Genomic DNA, 15,874 nt, shown 5'->3' with positions numbered 1-15,874 from the left:
GCGGCGTAACCCGCTCCCCGTCCTGGCACAGTGTACGCCTCGCCTCTGTAGCAGCTGCCGAAGGCTGCGTCACAGGCGGCGCTGTGGATCAGCCAGTGCGCGGCGCCTGTGACGCGACCTGACGGCCGCTGCTGTGTAGCGGCTATAGCTTTCAGTGCGCCGGGCAGGCGTCCACCAGCGCTTTGGCAGCATCTATCAGCGGGATGATCGCGCGCGCCAGGCGCTGGTCCACCAGCGTGTCGCTGTCAGCGATTTCGTAAGCCACGGCGCCGGCATAGCCGAGCAGCAGGGAGGCATGGGTGAGGGCATCGGCGGGGTGCAGGCCTTCGCGCACGGTGAACAGCGGTTCGTTGTTGCGGTCGAGCGGGCCAAAAGGCTGAGCCAAGGTTAGGGCCGTTGGTTCGATATGCATCTCAAAAACTCCGGAGGGTATTGGAGCCGCTCCAATGCTTGCACGCATTGGGTGGCGGCCGGGCGCAAGTGTGCAAGACCGGGTACCCTTCGAACCCAGCAGGACCGAGGTCCTCCTGCGCCGGCCACCATAGCTTTTCGCGGGCGTACGAGTACGCCGACGGCATTCTACAGCAGTCGCGAAGGGTAACTCAGGCTTGCACACCTGATCGCTGTACTCAGCGACCCGGGGAGCCTATCCCCGTCACCCAGCGACCTCAAGTCAGACGTTTCCGAAAATGACGTAACCTTGTAGGACGTAACATCTGTAGCCGCTGCCGAAGGCTGCGCTGGCCCTGAGCCCCGCTGAAGATCTACAGCGAGGCATATGGCCAGCGCAGCCTGGCGGCAGCGGCTACAGGTCACACGCGGAAACGGCCTACCAACCCTTGCAGATGATTCCCCAACCGCGCCAGCTCCACGCTGGACGCCGCCGTCTCTTCACTGGCCGCCGAGGTCTGGTCCGATACATCGCGCACGGTCATCACGCTGCGGTTGATCTCTTCCGCCACCGCGCTCTGCTGCTCAGCCGCTGCAGCAATCTGCTGGTTCATGTTCTGGATGGTCGACACCGTCCGAGTGATGCTTTCCAGCGATGTACCCGCCCGACGGGTCAGTTCGACGCTGCTGTCCGTCAGCGTGCGGCTGTTGTCCATGACTGCGGCGACCTGCTGGGTACCGCTTTGCAGGCCGGCGATCAGTTGTTCGATCTCTTCGGTGGACTGCTGGGTGCGTTGCGCCAGGCTGCGCACCTCGTCGGCCACCACGGCGAAGCCACGGCCGGCTTCACCGGCACGCGCCGCCTCGATGGCGGCGTTGAGGGCCAGCAGGTTGGTTTGCTGGGCCACGGATTTGATTACGTCCAGCACGCCACCAATCTTGTCGCTCTCGCGCTTGAGCTGGCCCATGGCTTCGGTGGAATGGCCCACCTCGGCCGCCAGGCGCTCGATCTGGTCGATGGCCTCGCTGACCACTCGATCGCCCTCGCGGGCCTGCTGATCGGCGGCCACGGCGGCTTCGCTGGCCTGTTCGGCGTTGCGCGCCACTTCCTGCACGGTGGCGGCCATCTGGTTCATGGCGGTGGCCACCTGGTCGGTTTCCACTTTCTGGCTGGTGACGCCAACGCTGGTCTGTTCGGTGACGGCCGACAGCTGTTCGGCGGCGCTGGCGATTTGCGTGACGCCGTCGCTGATGCCTCTGATCAAGGTGCGCAACCCTACGGTCATGCGCTGCAGGCTGTTCTGCAGTTGGCCCAGTTCGTCGCGGCGGTCCACGGTGTGGTCGTGGGTGAGGTCGCCGGCGGCCACCTCATCCATGATTTTCAGGGTGGTTTGCAGGGGGCGAACCACCTGGCGGGTGATGGCGAAGCCGGCCAGCATGCTGAATACCAGTGCCAGCGTCGCCGCCACGCTTAGCCAGAGCTTGGCGTTGGCGGCATCGGCGTCGCGCTTGGCGGTCTGCGATTGTGCCAGCTCTTCGCTCATGTCCAGCAGCACGGTGCCTGCATCCGCCATGCGCTTGAGCAGGGGCTGCTGGACGGCTTGGGCGGCCTGGGCGCGTTGTGCCTGATCCAGGTCGTTGAGCGCCTGGCGGTAATCGCGGGTAGCGGTGATCTGCCGATCAATCCGGCTGACGTCGTCGGGCGAGCTGAGATGGCTGCGGGCCAATGCCAGTTGCTGATCCAGTTTGCCCAGCACACTGATGACGCCGTCGATGCTGCCGTTCTGGTTGGCCACGCTGAGGCGGGCAATGCGCAGGTCACGGGACAGGTCATTGACGGTGGCGATGGTGTTGAGCTTGTCGCCCCGGTCGATCAGGCTGCTCAGCCCGGTCCAGCCCATGGTGGTGGTCAGCAGGGTCATGACCAGCACCAGGCCGAATCCCAGCATCAATTTGCGGCGCACACCAATGTGCCCGAGGTGGTATTGCATCCAACGATACATGCGCTTGCACTCCTAGCGAGCAGACTGGGCTAATAGCCATTAGCGTGCCTATGTATCGGCTTGGTGCAAAGGTTCTGTAATACCGTGGATCGGACTTTTACGGGAGTGGCCTGTAGCCGCGGCCGCAGGCTGCGCTGGACCTATGCCTCGCTGGAGATTTTCAGTGGGGCATAGGGCCAGCGCAGCCTGGCGGCAGCGGCTACAGAGCTTAAAACAGGCGGGCCAGCAGGGCGGTGACGGCAGTTTCGACGCGCAGGATGCGATCGCCAAGCTGCACCGGATTCAGGCCCGCCTTGCCCAGCAGTTCGACCTCGTAGGGAATCCAGCCGCCCTCCGGGCCAATCGCCAGCGTCACCGGCTCGCTCAGGCCGCGGGGGCAGGGCGGATGCTCGCCAGGGTGGCCCACCAAACCCAAGGTGCCCTCGGCAATGGCGGGCAGGCGATCTTCGACAAACGGCTTGAAGCGCTTCTCGATGATGATCTCGGGCAACACGGTGTCACGCGCCTGCTCAAGCCCCAGTACCAGGTTCTCGCGAATGGCCTCGGGCTGCAAAAACGGCGTCTGCCAGAAGCTTTTCTCGACCCGGTAGCTGTTGACCAGGATCACCTTGGGCACGCCCATGGTGGCGACGGTCTGGAACACCCGGCGCAGCATTTTCGGGCGTGGCAGGGCCAGCACCAGGGTGAGCGGCAGCTTGGCAGGCGGTGGTTGATCCAGCACCACTTGCAGCTCGGCTTCACGCGGCTCCAGGCGTAGCACTTCGGCGCGGCCCATCAGGCCATTGATGCGGCCTACACGCAGGCTGTCGCCCACGGCCACGCCATGGACTTCCTGCATGTGCTTCAAGCGGCGATCACGCAGGATCACCCGGTCGGCCGCGATGAAATCGGCCTCCTCGAGCAGCAGCAGGTTCACGCCTGGGTCGCTGGCGGCTGGTCGTTGTGGTCGTTGTCGCTGGCTTGTTCATGGTCGCCGCGTTTGCTGACCAGGCCGCCGAACAGCACGCCGACTTCGAACAGCATCCACATGGGCACGGCCAGCAGGGTCTGCGAGAAGATGTCCGGCGGGGTCAGCAGCATGCCGACCACGAAGCAGCCGATGATCACGTACGGGCGCATCTTCTTCAGCTGCGCGACGTCGACCACGCCGATCCACACCAGCAGCACCACGGCCACCGGGATTTCGAACGCCACACCAAAGGCGAAGAACAGGGTCATGACGAAATCGAGGTAGCTGGTGATGTCGGTCATCATCTGCACGCCGGCCGGGGTGGCGGCGGCGAAGAATTTGAAGATCAGCGGGAACACCAGGAAGTAGGCGAAGGCCATGCCACAGTAGAACAGCAGAATGCTGGAAATCAGCAGCGGCACCGCCACGCGCTTCTCATGCTTATACAGGCCCGGCGCGATGAAGCCCCAGATCTGATGCAGGATGACGGGGATGGCCAAAAACAGCGAGACCATCATGGTCAGCTTGAGCGGCGTCAGGAAAGGCGACGACACGTCGGTGGCGATCATGGTCGCGCCCGCCGGCAGGTACTCGCGCAGCGGCACCGAGACGAAGGTGTAGATCTGCTGGGTAAACGCGAACAGGCCGGCGAAGATGATGAAAATCGCCGCTACGCAGCGCAGCAGTCGGGTACGCAGCTCGGTGAGGTGCGAGACCAGCGGCATGGGCTGGTCGTTTTCGGGAATTTCGCTCATGGGACTCGCGGCGGCTGTGTCGGATCGTGAGGCGGGGTGTGCGCGCCGGGGATTTGTTCGGGGGAGGGCTGCACGGCATGCGCTTGATCTGGGTGCGCGGTGCTGCCATCGCGACCAAGGTCGGCTCCTACGGGGGCGGGCGGTGTGGCATCGATCGGGGCCGCCGCCGGCTGTGGCTGGGCAGGCGTGGGGTTGATCGCCTGCTGCAGCGGGTTCAGGATCTTCTTGGCTTCCTGCTCCAGCGACAGAATGTGCTCGTTGTGCAGTTGCCGGCGAATCTCGTCGGCGCCGATTTCACGCTCCACTTCGGCCTTGATGGCGTTGAAGCTGCGCTTGAGCCGGCCTACCCACAGGCCTGCGGTGCGCGCGGCACCCGGCAGGCGCTCGGGGCCGAGCACCAGCAAGGCCACCAGGCCCACCAGAAGCAATTCACTGAAGCTGATCCCGAACATGACTTTAGTCTTTCCTGATCGGCTCTTCGACCTTCTGGGCCGTGGCATCGATGGTGTGCGGCTGGCTCAGCGGCGAGGTGGCCTGTGGATGAACCGGCTGGGCAGGTGGCACCTGCTGGTCAGCGGGCTTTTCATCGTCGTTCATGGCCTTGCGGAAGCCCTTGATCGACTCACCGACGTCGGTGCCCAGGTTTTTCAGTTTCTTGGTACCGAATACCAGTACCACGACGATCAGGATGACAATCCAGTGTTTCCAGTCAAAGAGACCCATGGGGTAATTCCTCGTTCGATACGTTATGCAGAAGGCTGGCGAGCGGCTTTTTCAACGTGGCCCGACAGGCCGAAGCGGCGGTCCAGTTCATCCAGGACAGCTTGCGGATGTTGCCCCATGGCAGCCAGCATGACCATGCTATGGAACCACAGATCGGCGGTTTCGTAGATGACATCGCTGTAATCACCGCTGATGGCGGCGTCCTTGGCGGCGATGATGGTCTCGACCGACTCTTCGCCGACCTTTTCCAGGATCTTGTTCAGGCCTTTGTGATACAGGCTGGCGACGTAGGAACTGTCGGGCTCGGCGCCTTTGCGCGACTCCAGTACCTCGGCGAGCCGGGTCAGGGTGTCATTCATGGGAGTGTCCTGCCTGGTAGATGGCTTTCGGGTCCTTCAGCACCGGATCGACGGTTTTCCATTCGCCGTTTTCATGGACGCGATAGAAGCAGCTCTGGCGGCCAGTATGACAGGCAATGTCGCCCACCTGCTCGACCATCAGGATAATCACATCGGCGTCGCAATCCAGGCGCAACTCATGCAGATGCTGCACATGTTTGGAGTCCTCGCCCTTGCGCCACAGCTTGCCGCGCGAGCGCGACCAGTAGATGGCGCGGTTCTCGGCGACTGTCAGCTCCAGCGCTTCGCGGTTCATCCAGGCCATCATCAATACGCGCCCGGTCTTGTGATCCTGGGCGATGGCCGGGACAAGGCCGTCGCTGTTCCAGTTGATCTCGTCCAGCCAGTCTTTCATTTTCGACTCCGACATCGAGCTCGATCGGCTCGAACTCCTCACTAGTGTGCCAGCCCCATGGGCGGCTGGCTATCAACGCACGACCAGATAAAGGCCTGCGGCGAACATGATCCAGGCAGGCCAGGCGGCCAGGGTGTCGATGGCACCGCCGGTAGCGGCCAGTGTCGCACCGCCCGCCAGCAGAATGCCACCCACCAGGCGCACGAAACGCTGCTCGCTGGGCTTGTGCCAGGGCGGCGCCGGGTCCTTGGCGTGGGGCTGCGACATGCGTTCCAGCAGGTCGCGGGTCATGTTGGCCAGGTGCGGCAACTGCTCGACCTGCGACTGCACGTTGTGGAATAGGCTCTTGGGGCTCATGCGCTCGCGCATCCAGCGCTCCAGGAACGGCTGGGCGGTGCTCCACAGGTCCAGGTCCGGGTACAGCTGGCGGCCCAGGCCTTCGATGTTGAGCAGGGTTTTCTGCAACAGCACCAGTTGCGGCTGCACTTCCATGTTGAAGCGCCGCGCGGTTTGGAACAGGCGCATCAGCACCTGGCCGAAGGAAATGTCCTTCAACGGCTTTTCGAAGATGGGTTCGCACACGGTGCGGATCGCCGCTTCGAACTCGTTGAGCTTGGTCTCGGCCGGCACCCAGCCCGAATCAATGTGCAGCTGCGCCACGCGGCGGTAGTCACGCTTGAAGAACGCAAACAGGTTGCGCGCCAGGTAATCCTGGTCCTCGGGCGTGAGGCTGCCGACGATGCCGCAGTCGATGGCGATGTACTTGGGGCTCCACGGCGCCACGGTGCTGATGAAGATGTTGCCCGGGTGCATGTCGGCGTGGAAGAAGCTGTCGCGGAACACTTGGGTGAAGAAGATCTCCACGCCGCGCTCGGCCAGCAGCTTCATGTCGGTGCGCTGGTCGGCCAGGGTGGCCAGGTCGGTGACCTGGATGCCGTAGATACGCTCCATCACCAGCACCTTGGGGCGGCACCAGTCCCAGTACACCTGGGGCACGTAGAGCATGTCCGAGCCTTCGAAGTTGCGCCGCAGCTGGCTGGAGTTGGCCGCCTCGCGCAATAGGTCGAGCTCGTCGTAGATGGTTTTCTCGTAGTCGGCCACCACGTCCACCGGGTGCAACAGGCGCGCGTCGGCGGAGAACTTCTCGGCCCAGCGCGCCAGCAGGAACAGCCACGCCAGGTCCTGGCCGATGACCGGCTTGAGGCCCGGGCGCACCACCTTGACCACCACTTCCTCGCCACTGCGCAGTTGCGCCGAGTGCACCTGGGCCACCGAGGCCGAGGCCAGGGGCTCCACGTCGAAGCGGCTGAACACCTCGACGATGGTCTTGCCCAGTTGCTGCTCGATCAGCTTGATCGCCTGCTGCGGATCGAACGGCGGCACGCGGTCCTGCAGCAGCATCAGCTCGTCGGCGATGTCTTCGGGCAGCAGGTCGCGGCGGGTGGACAGCAACTGACCGAACTTGATGAAGATCGGCCCCAGGTCCTGCAATGCCAGGCGCAGCGCGGCGCCACGGGTCAGCTGCAGCGGCTTGCGCGGCAGCCAGCGCCAGGGCATGACGAACCGGGTAACGCGCAGGAACCACGGCAGGGGGAGGGCGAATAGCAGGTCATCGAGACGGTAGCGGATCACGACGCGCTGAATGCGCAACAAACGGCGGACGGCAAGCAGCTTCATGCGTTATCGCTAGGTTTGAGGGATCGGGCGAGGCGCTCAAGGCGCGCTTCGAGGCGTTCGACATCGAGCTTGAGCTCGTCGATTTCGGCAAACCTGGCTTCGGCTTCGTGCTTGCCCACCAGGGTGCGGGTTTCTTCGGCCAGGTATTCGGCCATGTTCTGGTTCAGGCTGGTGACGCCCTTGCGCACCCAACTGGCGTCGCGGCGCAGGTGGCCGCTGATCAGTTGGCTGGCCACCGGGCCGAGCCAGCGTTGCAGCTCGTATTCCCAGTCCAGTTCCAGGTCTTGCAGCACGGCCACCAGTTCCAGCAGCACACCGCTGTCGCCGGCAAGGTCTACCTGCGGGCTGTGCAGCACGGCGGTCTTGTCGCGGCTGACGGCCAGTTGCACCAGGCTGCTGGCCGGGGCCTGCAGCACGCAGTCGGCCGGCGCCGCCCATTGGCTGGCCAGCATCAGGCCTTCACCGCTGGGCAGGACGAACAGCTTCATGGCCGGCTTCAGGCAATCGACTTCGATCACCTTGCCGGCCAGGCGCGCCAGGCGCGGCAAGGCAGTGCTGTCCAGGCGCAGCACACGGTTGAGGCCGTGTTCAGCGCTGGCGATCAGGCCGCTGTACAGCATCAGGGCTTGATGCCGCGGTGCAGGGCGACGATGCCCGAGGTCATGTTGTGGTAGGTGACGCGGTCGAAACCGGCCTGCACCATCATCGACTTCAGGGTTTCCTGGTCGGGGTGCATGCGGATCGATTCGGCCAGGTAGCGGTAGCTTTCCGAGTCGTTGGTGATCAGCTTGCCGGCCAGGGGCATGAACGCGAACGAGTAGGCGTCGTAGACCTTGGACATGAACTTGTTGGTGGGCTTGGAGAACTCCAGCACCAGCAGGCGGCCGCCCGGCTTGAGCACGCGCAGCATGGAAGCGATGGCGTCTTCCTTATGGGTGACGTTGCGCAGGCCGAAGGCGATGGTCACGCAGTCGAAGTAGTTGTCCGGGAACGGCAGCTTCTCGGCGTCGGCCTGGACGAACTTGACGTTGCCGGCCACGCCCAGGTCCAGCAGGCGGTCGCGGCCTACCTTGAGCATCGATTCGTTGATGTCGGCCAGTACCACCTCGCCGGTGCTGCCCACCAGGTGGGAGAACTTGCGCGTCAGGTCGCCCGTGCCGCCGGCGATGTCCAGTACGCGGTTGCCGCTGCGCACGCCCGACAGTTCGATGGCGAAGCGTTTCCACAGCCGGTGCATGCCGCCCGAGAGCACGTCGTTCATCAGGTCGTACTTGGCCGCTACCGAGTGGAAAACCTCGGCGACCTTCTCGGCCTTCTTGCTTTCAGGCACGTTTTTGTAGCCGAAGTGGGTAGTAGGTTCGGCATCGCTGGCTTTGCGCTGATCGGTCATATCGCTGTCACCGGGAAAAATTACTGGCCATTCTAATCCCCATGGCCGGCTTTGTCTTGGCAAGGCTGGTCGCAGATGGCTTGGAAGGCCATCCGCGATACTATAGCGACCATTATCACTTGAGCGGGATCAGTTGGATGACGCAAATCAGCGTTGAGCGCAAACACAGCCTGGGGCGCGAAGCGGCCCGGCAGAAAGCCGAAGTGCTGGTGGACAAACTGGCTCGCGAGTACGACCTGCAGGCCCGTTGGGACGGCGATACCGTGGAGGTGAAGCGCAGCGGCGCCAGCGGCACCATCCGCATTGGCGATGACACCATTCGCGTGGATCTGAAGCTTGGGATGATGCTGTCGGTGATGGGTTCGTCCATCAAGGGCGAGATCGAGAAGGCGCTGGACAAGGCGCTGGCGGCCTGAGCCCTGTAGGCGCTGCCGAAGGCTGCGCTGGCCGGTGTGCCCGCTGAAGATCTTCAGCGAGGTATAGGGCCAGCGCAGCCTGGCGGCAGCGGCTACAGGTGGTGTTATTTCTGCACTACGGCGGTGTTGGCATCGGCCTTGGGGGCGATGGTCGCGTAGTCGCGCAGGCTTTTCGGGTTGTACGGGTCGCCGATCAGGCGTGGTCGCACCACGAACTTGTCATTGACCACGCTCTTGGTCGGGTCCCACTCGTTGAAGCTCAGCCCGGCCAGGTCGGCAAAGGTGTGGATCAGGTGCTGGCTGCTGTAGGGCCGGTTGACGTCGCCCTGGAAGCCCCAGGCGTGGTCGGCCTTCCACTTCGGCGAGGCGTACAGCATGAACGGAATGGTGTACATCGCCGACGTCGGGTTGCCTTCGTTGCGGCCCAGGTTGGTGTGATCGCCCGAGTCGTACACGTCTTCGCCGTGGTCGGACAGGTACAGCAGGAAGCCGTTGGGGTCCGCCGCCTGGAACTCCTTGATCAGGCTCGATACCACGAAGTCGTTGTACAGCACCGCATCGTCGTAGTTGTTATAGGTCTCCAGACGTTCGCCGCTGATCGACGGCGGCACGCCGACGTTATCGGTGAACTTGGCAAACTCCGGCGGGAAGCGGTACTGGTAATTGACGTGTGTGCCCAGCAGGTGGATCACGATCAGCTTGCGCGGCGCGGCATCGCCCAGCACCTTGGCGAACGGCTCCAGTACGTCGCCGTCGTACTGGCGGGCGTTCTGGTTGCGGTTGTTGTTCAGGTAGGACTGCTCGTCGGCCTGCTCGGAGAAGGTGGTGAGCATGGTGTTGCGCTTGGTCAGGGTCTGCTGGTTGGTGATCCAGAAGGTCTTGTAGCCCGCCTGCTTCATCATTTTGACGATGGAGGGGGTCTTGAGGAACAGGTCCGGGTTTTCCTCGTCGGCGAAGGTCAGCACCTGCTGCAGCGCTTCGATGGTGTAGGGGCGCGGGGTGACTACGTCATTGAAAATGGTCAGCTGGTCGCGCATCTTCGACAATTCGGGGTTGGTATTGCGCCCGTAACCGTACAGGCTCATGTGCCCGCGGTTGGTGGATTCGCCAATCACCAGCACCAGCGTGGACGGCTGGCCCGCCATGGTGTCCTTGAGGTTGCTCAGCGGCGGGATCTTGGCATCCAGCGCCAGCATGTCCTGCATGCCGTCCAGTTGCTTGAGGTAGTTGTTGTAGCCAATTACCAACTGCCACGGTACGGCAGGCTCCATGCGGCCCTGGAACGATTCCATGCCCACTTCGTAGCCGCCCTTCTTCTTCACCGCCTTGACCAGTGGCCACACCAGCAGGCCCAGGATCAGCGCCAGGCTGACTGCGATGGCCTTGGTGGTGCTGATGCGTACCGGGCGCAGGCGAGTCCAGATGAATACCGGCACAGCGGCGTATAGAAGGAAGGTCGGCACCATCCACCACTGGAAGTACTGGCCCAGGTACTCGCCCGCCTCGGCGTTGTTGGACTCGAACATGATGAAAATCACGCTCTGGGAGAACTCCTGGTGGTACACCAGGAAGTAGAACAGGCTGCCCAGCGAGCTGAGAAACAGCACGATGCCGATCACGGCGGCGATCATGCGCGTGCGCGAGGGGAACAGCAGCGCCGGGATCAGCCATAGCGCGCTGAGGAAGAAAGCGTCGCGAAAGCCTTGGAAACCGGTGGTGCCGGCCATCAGGATCAGCGCCTGGGTGACGCCGGAGAAGTACCAGAAAAACAGGAAAAGCCAGCCCAGCCCCGCCCAATCTGTGCGGGTACGGCGGACGGTTGTGGCGGATGCAGTGGTCATGAGGGGAGTTCCAACTCTGTGCCATCAGGCAGCTGAGTCAGAGGCCTGAAATGGAAAGCGACCGGCATCCTACGACTTCAAATGTGAGATTTTTGTCAAAGACGTTACCGTTTGCTGGCAATTGTCACCGTTGCTTAGGGTGAGCATTCTAATTTTTGTCATTAAGGTGTGCTCATGCCCTGTGGTTTGGGTGGGCAATCCTCCCTCTTAGAAAACATGAGGTGCACCATGGCAAAAGCGATCCTTAAGAAGAAAGTCCAGGTACCGGCCGAGCATGCCGCCGGCGAGGTTCGATCCTACGCGCGCAAGATCTGGCTGGCCGGCATCGGCGCCTACGCCAAGGCCGGCAAGGAAGGGGTCAGCTACATCAAAGAGCTGATCAAGACCGGTGAAGGCGTAGAGAAAGTCGGCAAGAAAAAGATCGATGCCGAGCTCAAGGCCGCCAACACCGAAATCGCCGAAGTGAAGGGCGAGGTCAAGGCCGAACTCAAATCGGTGAAGGGCAAGGTCGAGCTGCAGCTGGACCGTATCGAAAGTGCTTTTGACACCCGGGTGGCCAGTGCCTTGAACCGCATCGGCATTCCGTCTAAACATGACGTCGAGACACTCTCTGCTAAGCTCGATGAGCTGACGGCATTGCTTGAACGTGTCGCGCGTAAACAATAAGGAGAGCAGGATGGCTGGCAAGAAGAAGGTTGAGAAAGAAGGCAGCTCCTGGGTCGGCGAAGTGGAGAAATACTCCCGCCAGATCTGGCTGGCTGGTTTAGGCGCTTACTCCAAGATCAGCAATGACGGCAGTAAGCTTTTCGAGAACCTGGTCAAGGACGGCGAAAAAGCCGAGAAACAGGCCAAGGACGAAGTGGACAAGGGCGTCGATTCGGTGAAATCCACCGCCAAGACCGCCAAGTCGCGTGTGGGCGATGTGAAGGATCGCGCACTGGGCAAGTGGGGTGAGCTGGAGGAAGCGTTCGACAAGCGTCTGAACAGCGCCATCTCGCGCCTGGGCGTGCCGAGCCGCCTTGAGGTCAAGCAGCTGCACAGCAAGGTCGATACCCTGACCAAGCAGATCGAGAAGCTGACCGGTCAATCGGTGACGCCGATCTCCAGCCGTTCGACCGCAGCCAAGCCTGCTGCCAAACCTGTAGCCAAACCGCTGGCCAAGGCAGCTTCCACTGCCAAGACCGCGACCAAGGCAGCGGCCAAGCCGGTAGCGGCTAAAACCGCGGCAGCGGCCAAGACGGCTACCAAGGCAGCCGCCAAGCCAGTGGCCGCGGCTAAAGCAGCGGTGAAGCCAGCGGCGAAGAAGCCCGCGGTGAAAAAACCGGCAGCCGCCAAGCCGGCCGCCCCGGCCGCCAGCGCAGCCCCGGCGTCCACCGCCAACAGCGCCGCCGCCCCGGCAGCGCCGGCGCCAAGCAGCAGCGCTGCGCCGGCGAGCGCACCGCAGTCCTGATTCATCCAGGACCGCCTCAACGCCCGGCCCCCAAAAGGCCGGGCGTTTTTGTTCTGGCCCTGTAGCCGCTGCCGCCAGGCTGCGCTGGCCCTGACCCACGCTGAACATATGCAGGGGTCACACCGGCCAGCGCAGCCTGGCGGCAGCGGCTACAAGGCTTTGCGGTTTCAGGCTGGGGCGATCAACCTTCCAGATAGCGCAGGGCGATCTGCTCGGCAGCATGGCGCGGTTCATCGTGCAGGTGCGGCGCCACCAGCATCATGATCTGGTACACCACCACGCCCACCTCGCCATCGCGCCCGAGAATGCGCTGGTAATCCAGCGAAAACACCAGCGTCAACGTGATCTGCTCCACCAGTTGCCCCAGCGCCTGGGTGTCACTGGTGATCTGCCCCTGCGCCTTCAGGCTGGCCAGCAGCGAGGCCAGGGTGCGTTTGATGGCGTTGAGCAGGCTGCGCACGCCCCGCGCCAGCTTGGGCAGGCGCCCGGCCAGGTTGGACAGGTCCTGGAACAGGAAGCGGTACTGGGCCATGCGCTCCACGATCAGGTGCAGGAACAGCCAGTAATCCTCCGCCGATAGCTGCACATGCTCGGGCGGGTCCAGCAGGGGCGTCAGTTCGTCCTCGAAGCGCTCGAACAGCCCCAGTATCAATGGCTCCTTGCCGTGGAAGTGGTAATAGAGATTGCCAGGGCTGATGCCCATTTCGTTGGCAATTTCCATGGTGGATACGTTGGGTTCGCCCTGCTGGTTGAACAGCTGCAGGGCGCATTCCAGAATGCGGTCGCGGGTTTTCATCCGTTCTTCTTGTCAGTCCTTTGGCGAACGTCAGCGCACCAGCACGTAAGTGCCGGGCGCCGCATCCAGGGTCGGGTAAGTGGCGCTGCCCAGGGCCGTCTGGGTCTCGCGTTGGGTGCCGGAGCGCGCCTGTATCCAGGCCAGCCACTCGGGCCACCAACTGCCTTCGACGTTCTTGGCGTCGTAGTACCAGGCCCGCGGGTCGCTGCTCAGGCGGCTGTTTTCCACGTAGTTGGCCTTGGGGTTGCCCGGTGGGTTGAGGATGCTTTGCACATGGCCGCTGTTGGACAGCACAAAGCGCCGCTCGCCGCCCAGCAGCAGGGTGGAGCGGTACACCGCGTCCCACGGGGTGATGTGGTCATTGATGCCGGCCACGCTGAAACTGTCGACCGTGACCTTGGACAGGTCGATGGCGGTGCCGCACACCTCCAGGCCACCTTCGTGGGCCAGGGGGTTGTGCTTGAAAAAGTCCAGCAGGTCGCCGTGCAGGGCGGCCGGCAGGCGGGTGGTGTCGTTGTTCCAGTAAAGGATGTCGAACGGCGGCGGCGTCTTGCCCAGCAGGTAGTTGTTGACGAAGTAATTCCAGATCAGGTCGTTGGGGCGCATCCAGGCGAACACCCGGGCCATGTCCCGACCGTCCAGCACGCCATGCTGGTAGGAGCGCCGCTTGGCTGCTTCCAGGGCCTGCTCGTCCAGGAACAGTGCTGCCGGGCTGTCGATCTGGCTGTCCAGCAGGCTCACCAGGTAGGTGGCACTGGACACCCGGCGCAGTTGGCGCTTGGCCTGCAGCACGCCTTGCAGTGCCGCCATGGTCAGGCCGCCGGCGCAGGCGCCGATCAGGTTCACGTCACGGGCGCCCGTGATGGAGCGGCACACGTTCAGCGCTTCCTCCAGCGCCTCCACGTAAGTGGACAGGCCCCATTCGCGGTGCCGTGGGTCTGGGTTGCGCCAGCTGATGGTGAACACCTGCAGGCCGTTCTTCAGCGCGTACTGCACGAAGCTGTTGGTGGGGCTGAGGTCGAAGATGTAGTACTTGTTGATCTGCGGCGGCACGATCAGCAGCGGCTTGGCGTACTGTTTTTCGCTCATGGGCCGGTACTGGATCAGTTCCAGCAGCTCGTTGCGGAACACCACCGAGCCGGGCGTGGCAGCCAGGCTCTTGCCCACCTCGAACGCCTCGCGCGTGACCTGCCGGGGCAGGCCGTCGTTGTGACGCAGATCGTCCAGCAGGTGGCCCAGGCCCTTGATCAGGCTGCGGCCGCCGGAGTTGAAGATCTCCTTGATCGCCAGCGGATTGAGCAGCGAGTTGGTGGGCGACAAGGCGTCATTGAGCAGCGAGAAGACGAAATGCGCGCGGGCGCGCTCGTCATCCGGCAGGCCGCTCTCGTCGATCCAGTTTTTCACTTCCTTCTGCCAGCTCAGGTAGGCCTGCAGGCCGCGGCGGTAGAAGGGGTTGAGGCTCCAGGCCGGGTCACTGAAGCGGGTGTCGCGAGGGTTGGGCTGGTGCAGGGTGTCGCCCATCAGCACGCGGCCCAGTTGACCACCCAGCGCCAGGGCATGGCGGGCAGTGTGCACGGGGTGCAGCACGCTATGGCGGCCTACCGTGCGCAACGTCGACACCAGGTCGCGGCCACGCAGCCCGGTAATGGCGCTCTGGGCATTCATGAAGGTGGCGGCGACGGACGTCGGCCCCTTGGCTGGTTTGTCTTTCATGTGGCAACACTCCTTCGTCGAGCCATCAACCAACACTGCGGTGCGGCCCCGGCAGGCGCCGCACCCCGGTTACGTCGCGATGGATGGCACTCCGGCCCCCACGCGCGACACGTGCGGCCCGGTCAGGGGCCGCCGAACGGCGCCGGGTGCGGGTGCATCACCGCACGTTGGCGCTCTTCCTGGAGAAACTTCATGATGATCGGTGCGACGGCCTCGGCCCGGGTAATCAGGAACAGGTGGCCGTCGTCGATGATGTGCAGTTGGGCATTGGGAATCCGCCAGGCCAGCAGGCGCATGTTGATCAGCGGGATCAGCGGGTCATCGTCACCGGCCAGCACCAGGGTGGGCTGGTGGATCTTGTGCAGCCAGTGAATGCTGGTCCAGCCCAGGCCCGCAAACAGCTGCCAGTAATAGCCCAGCTTGCCCGAGGAGCGCACCTTGCTGGCGTGGTTCATGGCCAGGTCCGGGTCGCGGCGGAAGGCCCCGCCGTAGATTTCCGGCGCAATGCGCACCACGTGCGAGGGCTGGATATAGCGCCTGGGGCTGGCCATCATCATCAGCACCTTGGGCTTGCCCGGCACCATCACCGCCCCTGCCGCCGTGGCCGCCAGCACCAGCTTCTTGCAGCGCTCGGGGTAGTCGTAGGCAAATTGCTGGGCCAGCGCGCCGCCCCAGGACACGCCAATGGCGTTGACCTGGCCGTAGTCCAGGTAATCGAGCATGCGCGCGGTCAGGCGCGCCAACCCCGGGAAGCGATACGGGTAGCTGGGCGTGGACGAGCCGCCCACGCCGGGCACGTCGAAGGCAATGACCTCCAGGTCCGGGTCCAGCGCCTCGACGAACGGGAACACCAGCTCCAGGTTGGCGCCGATGCCATTGAACACCAGCAGCGGCGTCAAATGCGGCTTGCCCGGCCTGACCGCCGTGCGGATGGCCTGGCCGTCCAGGTCGACCGTCCGGAAGATGTACTGTTGCTGCATGCATCAAGCCCTATAAGGTGGTGCCGCCATAGCGTAGA

18 protein-coding genes are annotated in these 15,874 nt (G+C 63.6%); 3 read left to right on the top strand and 15 right to left on the bottom strand.

Annotated features, from left to right (window positions below):
• Nucleotides 1–151: 151 nt before the first annotated feature.
• The 11 genes from ACZ9GA_RS26585 to ubiE form a co-directional block, all read right to left on the bottom strand.
• Complete coding sequence (locus ACZ9GA_RS26585) at nt 152–412, bottom strand: DUF3077 domain-containing protein (protein ID WP_457359575.1); 261 nt, start codon at nt 410–412, stop codon at nt 152–154.
• Between the two features lie 400 nt (nt 413–812).
• Complete coding sequence (locus ACZ9GA_RS26580) at nt 813–2,393, bottom strand: methyl-accepting chemotaxis protein (RefSeq protein ID WP_457359576.1); 1,581 nt, start codon at nt 2,391–2,393, stop codon at nt 813–815.
• A gap of 208 nt (nt 2,394–2,601) precedes the next feature.
• Nucleotides 2,602–3,309 (bottom strand): 16S rRNA (uracil(1498)-N(3))-methyltransferase, encoded by a 708-nt coding sequence (locus ACZ9GA_RS26575; protein ID WP_457359578.1) that lies wholly within the window; start codon nt 3,307–3,309, stop codon nt 2,602–2,604.
• Nucleotides 3,306–4,097 (bottom strand): twin-arginine translocase subunit TatC, encoded by a 792-nt coding sequence (tatC, locus tag ACZ9GA_RS26570; RefSeq protein WP_457359580.1) that lies wholly within the window; start codon nt 4,095–4,097, stop codon nt 3,306–3,308. Before tatC ends, ACZ9GA_RS26575 begins: the two co-directional genes overlap by 4 nt.
• Entirely contained in the window at nt 4,094–4,549 is a 456-nt protein-coding gene (tatB, locus tag ACZ9GA_RS26565; protein WP_457359582.1) for a Sec-independent protein translocase protein TatB, read from the bottom strand. Before tatB ends, tatC begins: the two co-directional genes overlap by 4 nt.
• A 4-nt stretch (nt 4,550–4,553) precedes the next feature.
• Nucleotides 4,554–4,820 carry a twin-arginine translocase TatA/TatE family subunit gene (locus tag ACZ9GA_RS26560; RefSeq protein ID WP_027979840.1) on the bottom strand — a complete coding sequence of 89 codons (267 nt, stop codon included), beginning with the start codon at nt 4,818–4,820 and terminating at the stop codon, nt 4,554–4,556.
• 23 nt (nt 4,821–4,843) lie between these two features.
• A complete protein-coding gene (locus tag ACZ9GA_RS26555; RefSeq protein ID WP_027979839.1) occupies nt 4,844–5,179 on the bottom strand; it encodes a phosphoribosyl-ATP diphosphatase in 336 nt (111 codons plus the stop codon).
• Nucleotides 5,172–5,588: a phosphoribosyl-AMP cyclohydrolase gene (hisI, locus tag ACZ9GA_RS26550; RefSeq protein WP_457359584.1), complete on the bottom strand. Its 417-nt coding sequence runs from the start codon at nt 5,586–5,588 to the stop codon at nt 5,172–5,174. The genes ACZ9GA_RS26555 and hisI overlap by 8 nt, the downstream gene beginning before the upstream one ends.
• Before the next feature lie 57 nt (nt 5,589–5,645).
• A complete protein-coding gene (gene ubiB, locus ACZ9GA_RS26545) occupies nt 5,646–7,250 on the bottom strand; it encodes a ubiquinone biosynthesis regulatory protein kinase UbiB (protein WP_457359586.1) in 1,605 nt (534 codons plus the stop codon).
• On the bottom strand, nt 7,247–7,870 hold the full coding sequence (locus ACZ9GA_RS26540) for a ubiquinone biosynthesis accessory factor UbiJ (protein WP_457359588.1): 624 nt from the start codon (nt 7,868–7,870) through the stop codon (nt 7,247–7,249). The genes ubiB and ACZ9GA_RS26540 overlap by 4 nt, the downstream gene beginning before the upstream one ends.
• On the bottom strand, nt 7,870–8,640 hold the full coding sequence (ubiE, locus tag ACZ9GA_RS26535; protein WP_027979835.1) for a bifunctional demethylmenaquinone methyltransferase/2-methoxy-6-polyprenyl-1,4-benzoquinol methylase UbiE: 771 nt from the start codon (nt 8,638–8,640) through the stop codon (nt 7,870–7,872). The genes ACZ9GA_RS26540 and ubiE overlap by 1 nt, the downstream gene beginning before the upstream one ends.
• A gap of 137 nt (nt 8,641–8,777) precedes the next feature.
• Between ubiE and ACZ9GA_RS26530 the strand changes: the two genes are divergently transcribed.
• A complete protein-coding gene (locus ACZ9GA_RS26530; RefSeq protein WP_027979834.1) occupies nt 8,778–9,056 on the top strand; it encodes a polyhydroxyalkanoic acid system family protein in 279 nt (92 codons plus the stop codon).
• A 104-nt stretch (nt 9,057–9,160) separates the two neighbouring features.
• Here ACZ9GA_RS26530 and cptA read toward each other — a convergent pair whose 3' ends face one another.
• Entirely contained in the window at nt 9,161–10,897 is a 1,737-nt protein-coding gene (gene cptA / locus ACZ9GA_RS26525; protein ID WP_457359590.1) for a phosphoethanolamine transferase CptA, read from the bottom strand.
• A 228-nt stretch (nt 10,898–11,125) separates the two neighbouring features.
• Here cptA and ACZ9GA_RS26520 point away from each other — a divergent pair, with 228 nt between their 5' ends.
• Nucleotides 11,126–11,563 (top strand): phasin family protein, encoded by a 438-nt coding sequence (locus ACZ9GA_RS26520; RefSeq protein ID WP_457359592.1) that lies wholly within the window; start codon nt 11,126–11,128, stop codon nt 11,561–11,563.
• 10 nt (nt 11,564–11,573) lie between these two features.
• Nucleotides 11,574–12,347: a phasin family protein gene (locus tag ACZ9GA_RS26515; RefSeq protein WP_457359594.1), complete on the top strand. Its 774-nt coding sequence runs from the start codon at nt 11,574–11,576 to the stop codon at nt 12,345–12,347.
• Between the two features lie 181 nt (nt 12,348–12,528).
• Here ACZ9GA_RS26515 and ACZ9GA_RS26510 read toward each other — a convergent pair whose 3' ends face one another.
• The 3 genes from ACZ9GA_RS26510 to phaZ all read right to left on the bottom strand — a co-directional run bounded on the left by ACZ9GA_RS26510 (nt 12,529) and on the right by phaZ (nt 15,836).
• Nucleotides 12,529–13,143 (bottom strand): TetR/AcrR family transcriptional regulator, encoded by a 615-nt coding sequence (locus tag ACZ9GA_RS26510; protein ID WP_457359596.1) that lies wholly within the window; start codon nt 13,141–13,143, stop codon nt 12,529–12,531.
• Between the two features lie 30 nt (nt 13,144–13,173).
• On the bottom strand, nt 13,174–14,856 hold the full coding sequence (gene phaC / locus ACZ9GA_RS26505) for a class II poly(R)-hydroxyalkanoic acid synthase (RefSeq protein WP_457359597.1): 1,683 nt from the start codon (nt 14,854–14,856) through the stop codon (nt 13,174–13,176).
• A gap of 122 nt (nt 14,857–14,978) precedes the next feature.
• Entirely contained in the window at nt 14,979–15,836 is an 858-nt protein-coding gene (gene phaZ / locus ACZ9GA_RS26500; RefSeq protein ID WP_457359599.1) for a poly(3-hydroxyalkanoate) depolymerase, read from the bottom strand.
• Between the last annotated feature and the right edge of the window lie 38 nt (nt 15,837–15,874).

The organism is Pseudomonas sp. TE3644 (assembly GCF_056278815.1).
This window is presented reverse-complemented; position numbering and strand designations above follow the sequence as displayed.

What these genes read in the sequence shown, in the direction of transcription:
- ACZ9GA_RS26585 (WP_457359575.1), bottom strand. Translation starts at nt 412, where the DNA reads ATGCATATCGAACCAACGGCCCTAACCTTGGCTCAGCCTTTTGGCCCG.
- ACZ9GA_RS26580 (WP_457359576.1), bottom strand. Translation starts at nt 2,393, where the DNA reads ATGTATCGTTGGATGCAATACCACCTCGGGCACATTGGTGTGCGCCGC.
- tatC (WP_457359580.1), bottom strand. Translation starts at nt 4,097, where the DNA reads ATGAGCGAAATTCCCGAAAACGACCAGCCCATGCCGCTGGTCTCGCAC.
- tatB (WP_457359582.1), bottom strand. Translation starts at nt 4,549, where the DNA reads ATGTTCGGGATCAGCTTCAGTGAATTGCTTCTGGTGGGCCTGGTGGCC.
- ACZ9GA_RS26560 (WP_027979840.1), bottom strand. Translation starts at nt 4,820, where the DNA reads ATGGGTCTCTTTGACTGGAAACACTGGATTGTCATCCTGATCGTCGTG.
- ACZ9GA_RS26555 (WP_027979839.1), bottom strand. Translation starts at nt 5,179, where the DNA reads ATGAATGACACCCTGACCCGGCTCGCCGAGGTACTGGAGTCGCGCAAA.
- hisI (WP_457359584.1), bottom strand. Translation starts at nt 5,588, where the DNA reads ATGTCGGAGTCGAAAATGAAAGACTGGCTGGACGAGATCAACTGGAAC.
- ubiB (WP_457359586.1), bottom strand. Translation starts at nt 7,250, where the DNA reads ATGAAGCTGCTTGCCGTCCGCCGTTTGTTGCGCATTCAGCGCGTCGTG.
- ACZ9GA_RS26540 (WP_457359588.1), bottom strand. Translation starts at nt 7,870, where the DNA reads ATGCTGTACAGCGGCCTGATCGCCAGCGCTGAACACGGCCTCAACCGT.
- ubiE (WP_027979835.1), bottom strand. Translation starts at nt 8,640, where the DNA reads ATGACCGATCAGCGCAAAGCCAGCGATGCCGAACCTACTACCCACTTC.
- ACZ9GA_RS26530 (WP_027979834.1), top strand. Translation starts at nt 8,778, where the DNA reads ATGACGCAAATCAGCGTTGAGCGCAAACACAGCCTGGGGCGCGAAGCG.
- cptA (WP_457359590.1), bottom strand. Translation starts at nt 10,897, where the DNA reads ATGACCACTGCATCCGCCACAACCGTCCGCCGTACCCGCACAGATTGG.
- ACZ9GA_RS26520 (WP_457359592.1), top strand. Translation starts at nt 11,126, where the DNA reads ATGGCAAAAGCGATCCTTAAGAAGAAAGTCCAGGTACCGGCCGAGCAT.
- ACZ9GA_RS26515 (WP_457359594.1), top strand. Translation starts at nt 11,574, where the DNA reads ATGGCTGGCAAGAAGAAGGTTGAGAAAGAAGGCAGCTCCTGGGTCGGC.
- ACZ9GA_RS26510 (WP_457359596.1), bottom strand. Translation starts at nt 13,143, where the DNA reads ATGAAAACCCGCGACCGCATTCTGGAATGCGCCCTGCAGCTGTTCAAC.
- phaC (WP_457359597.1), bottom strand. Translation starts at nt 14,856, where the DNA reads ATGAAAGACAAACCAGCCAAGGGGCCGACGTCCGTCGCCGCCACCTTC.
- phaZ (WP_457359599.1), bottom strand. Translation starts at nt 15,836, where the DNA reads ATGCAGCAACAGTACATCTTCCGGACGGTCGACCTGGACGGCCAGGCC.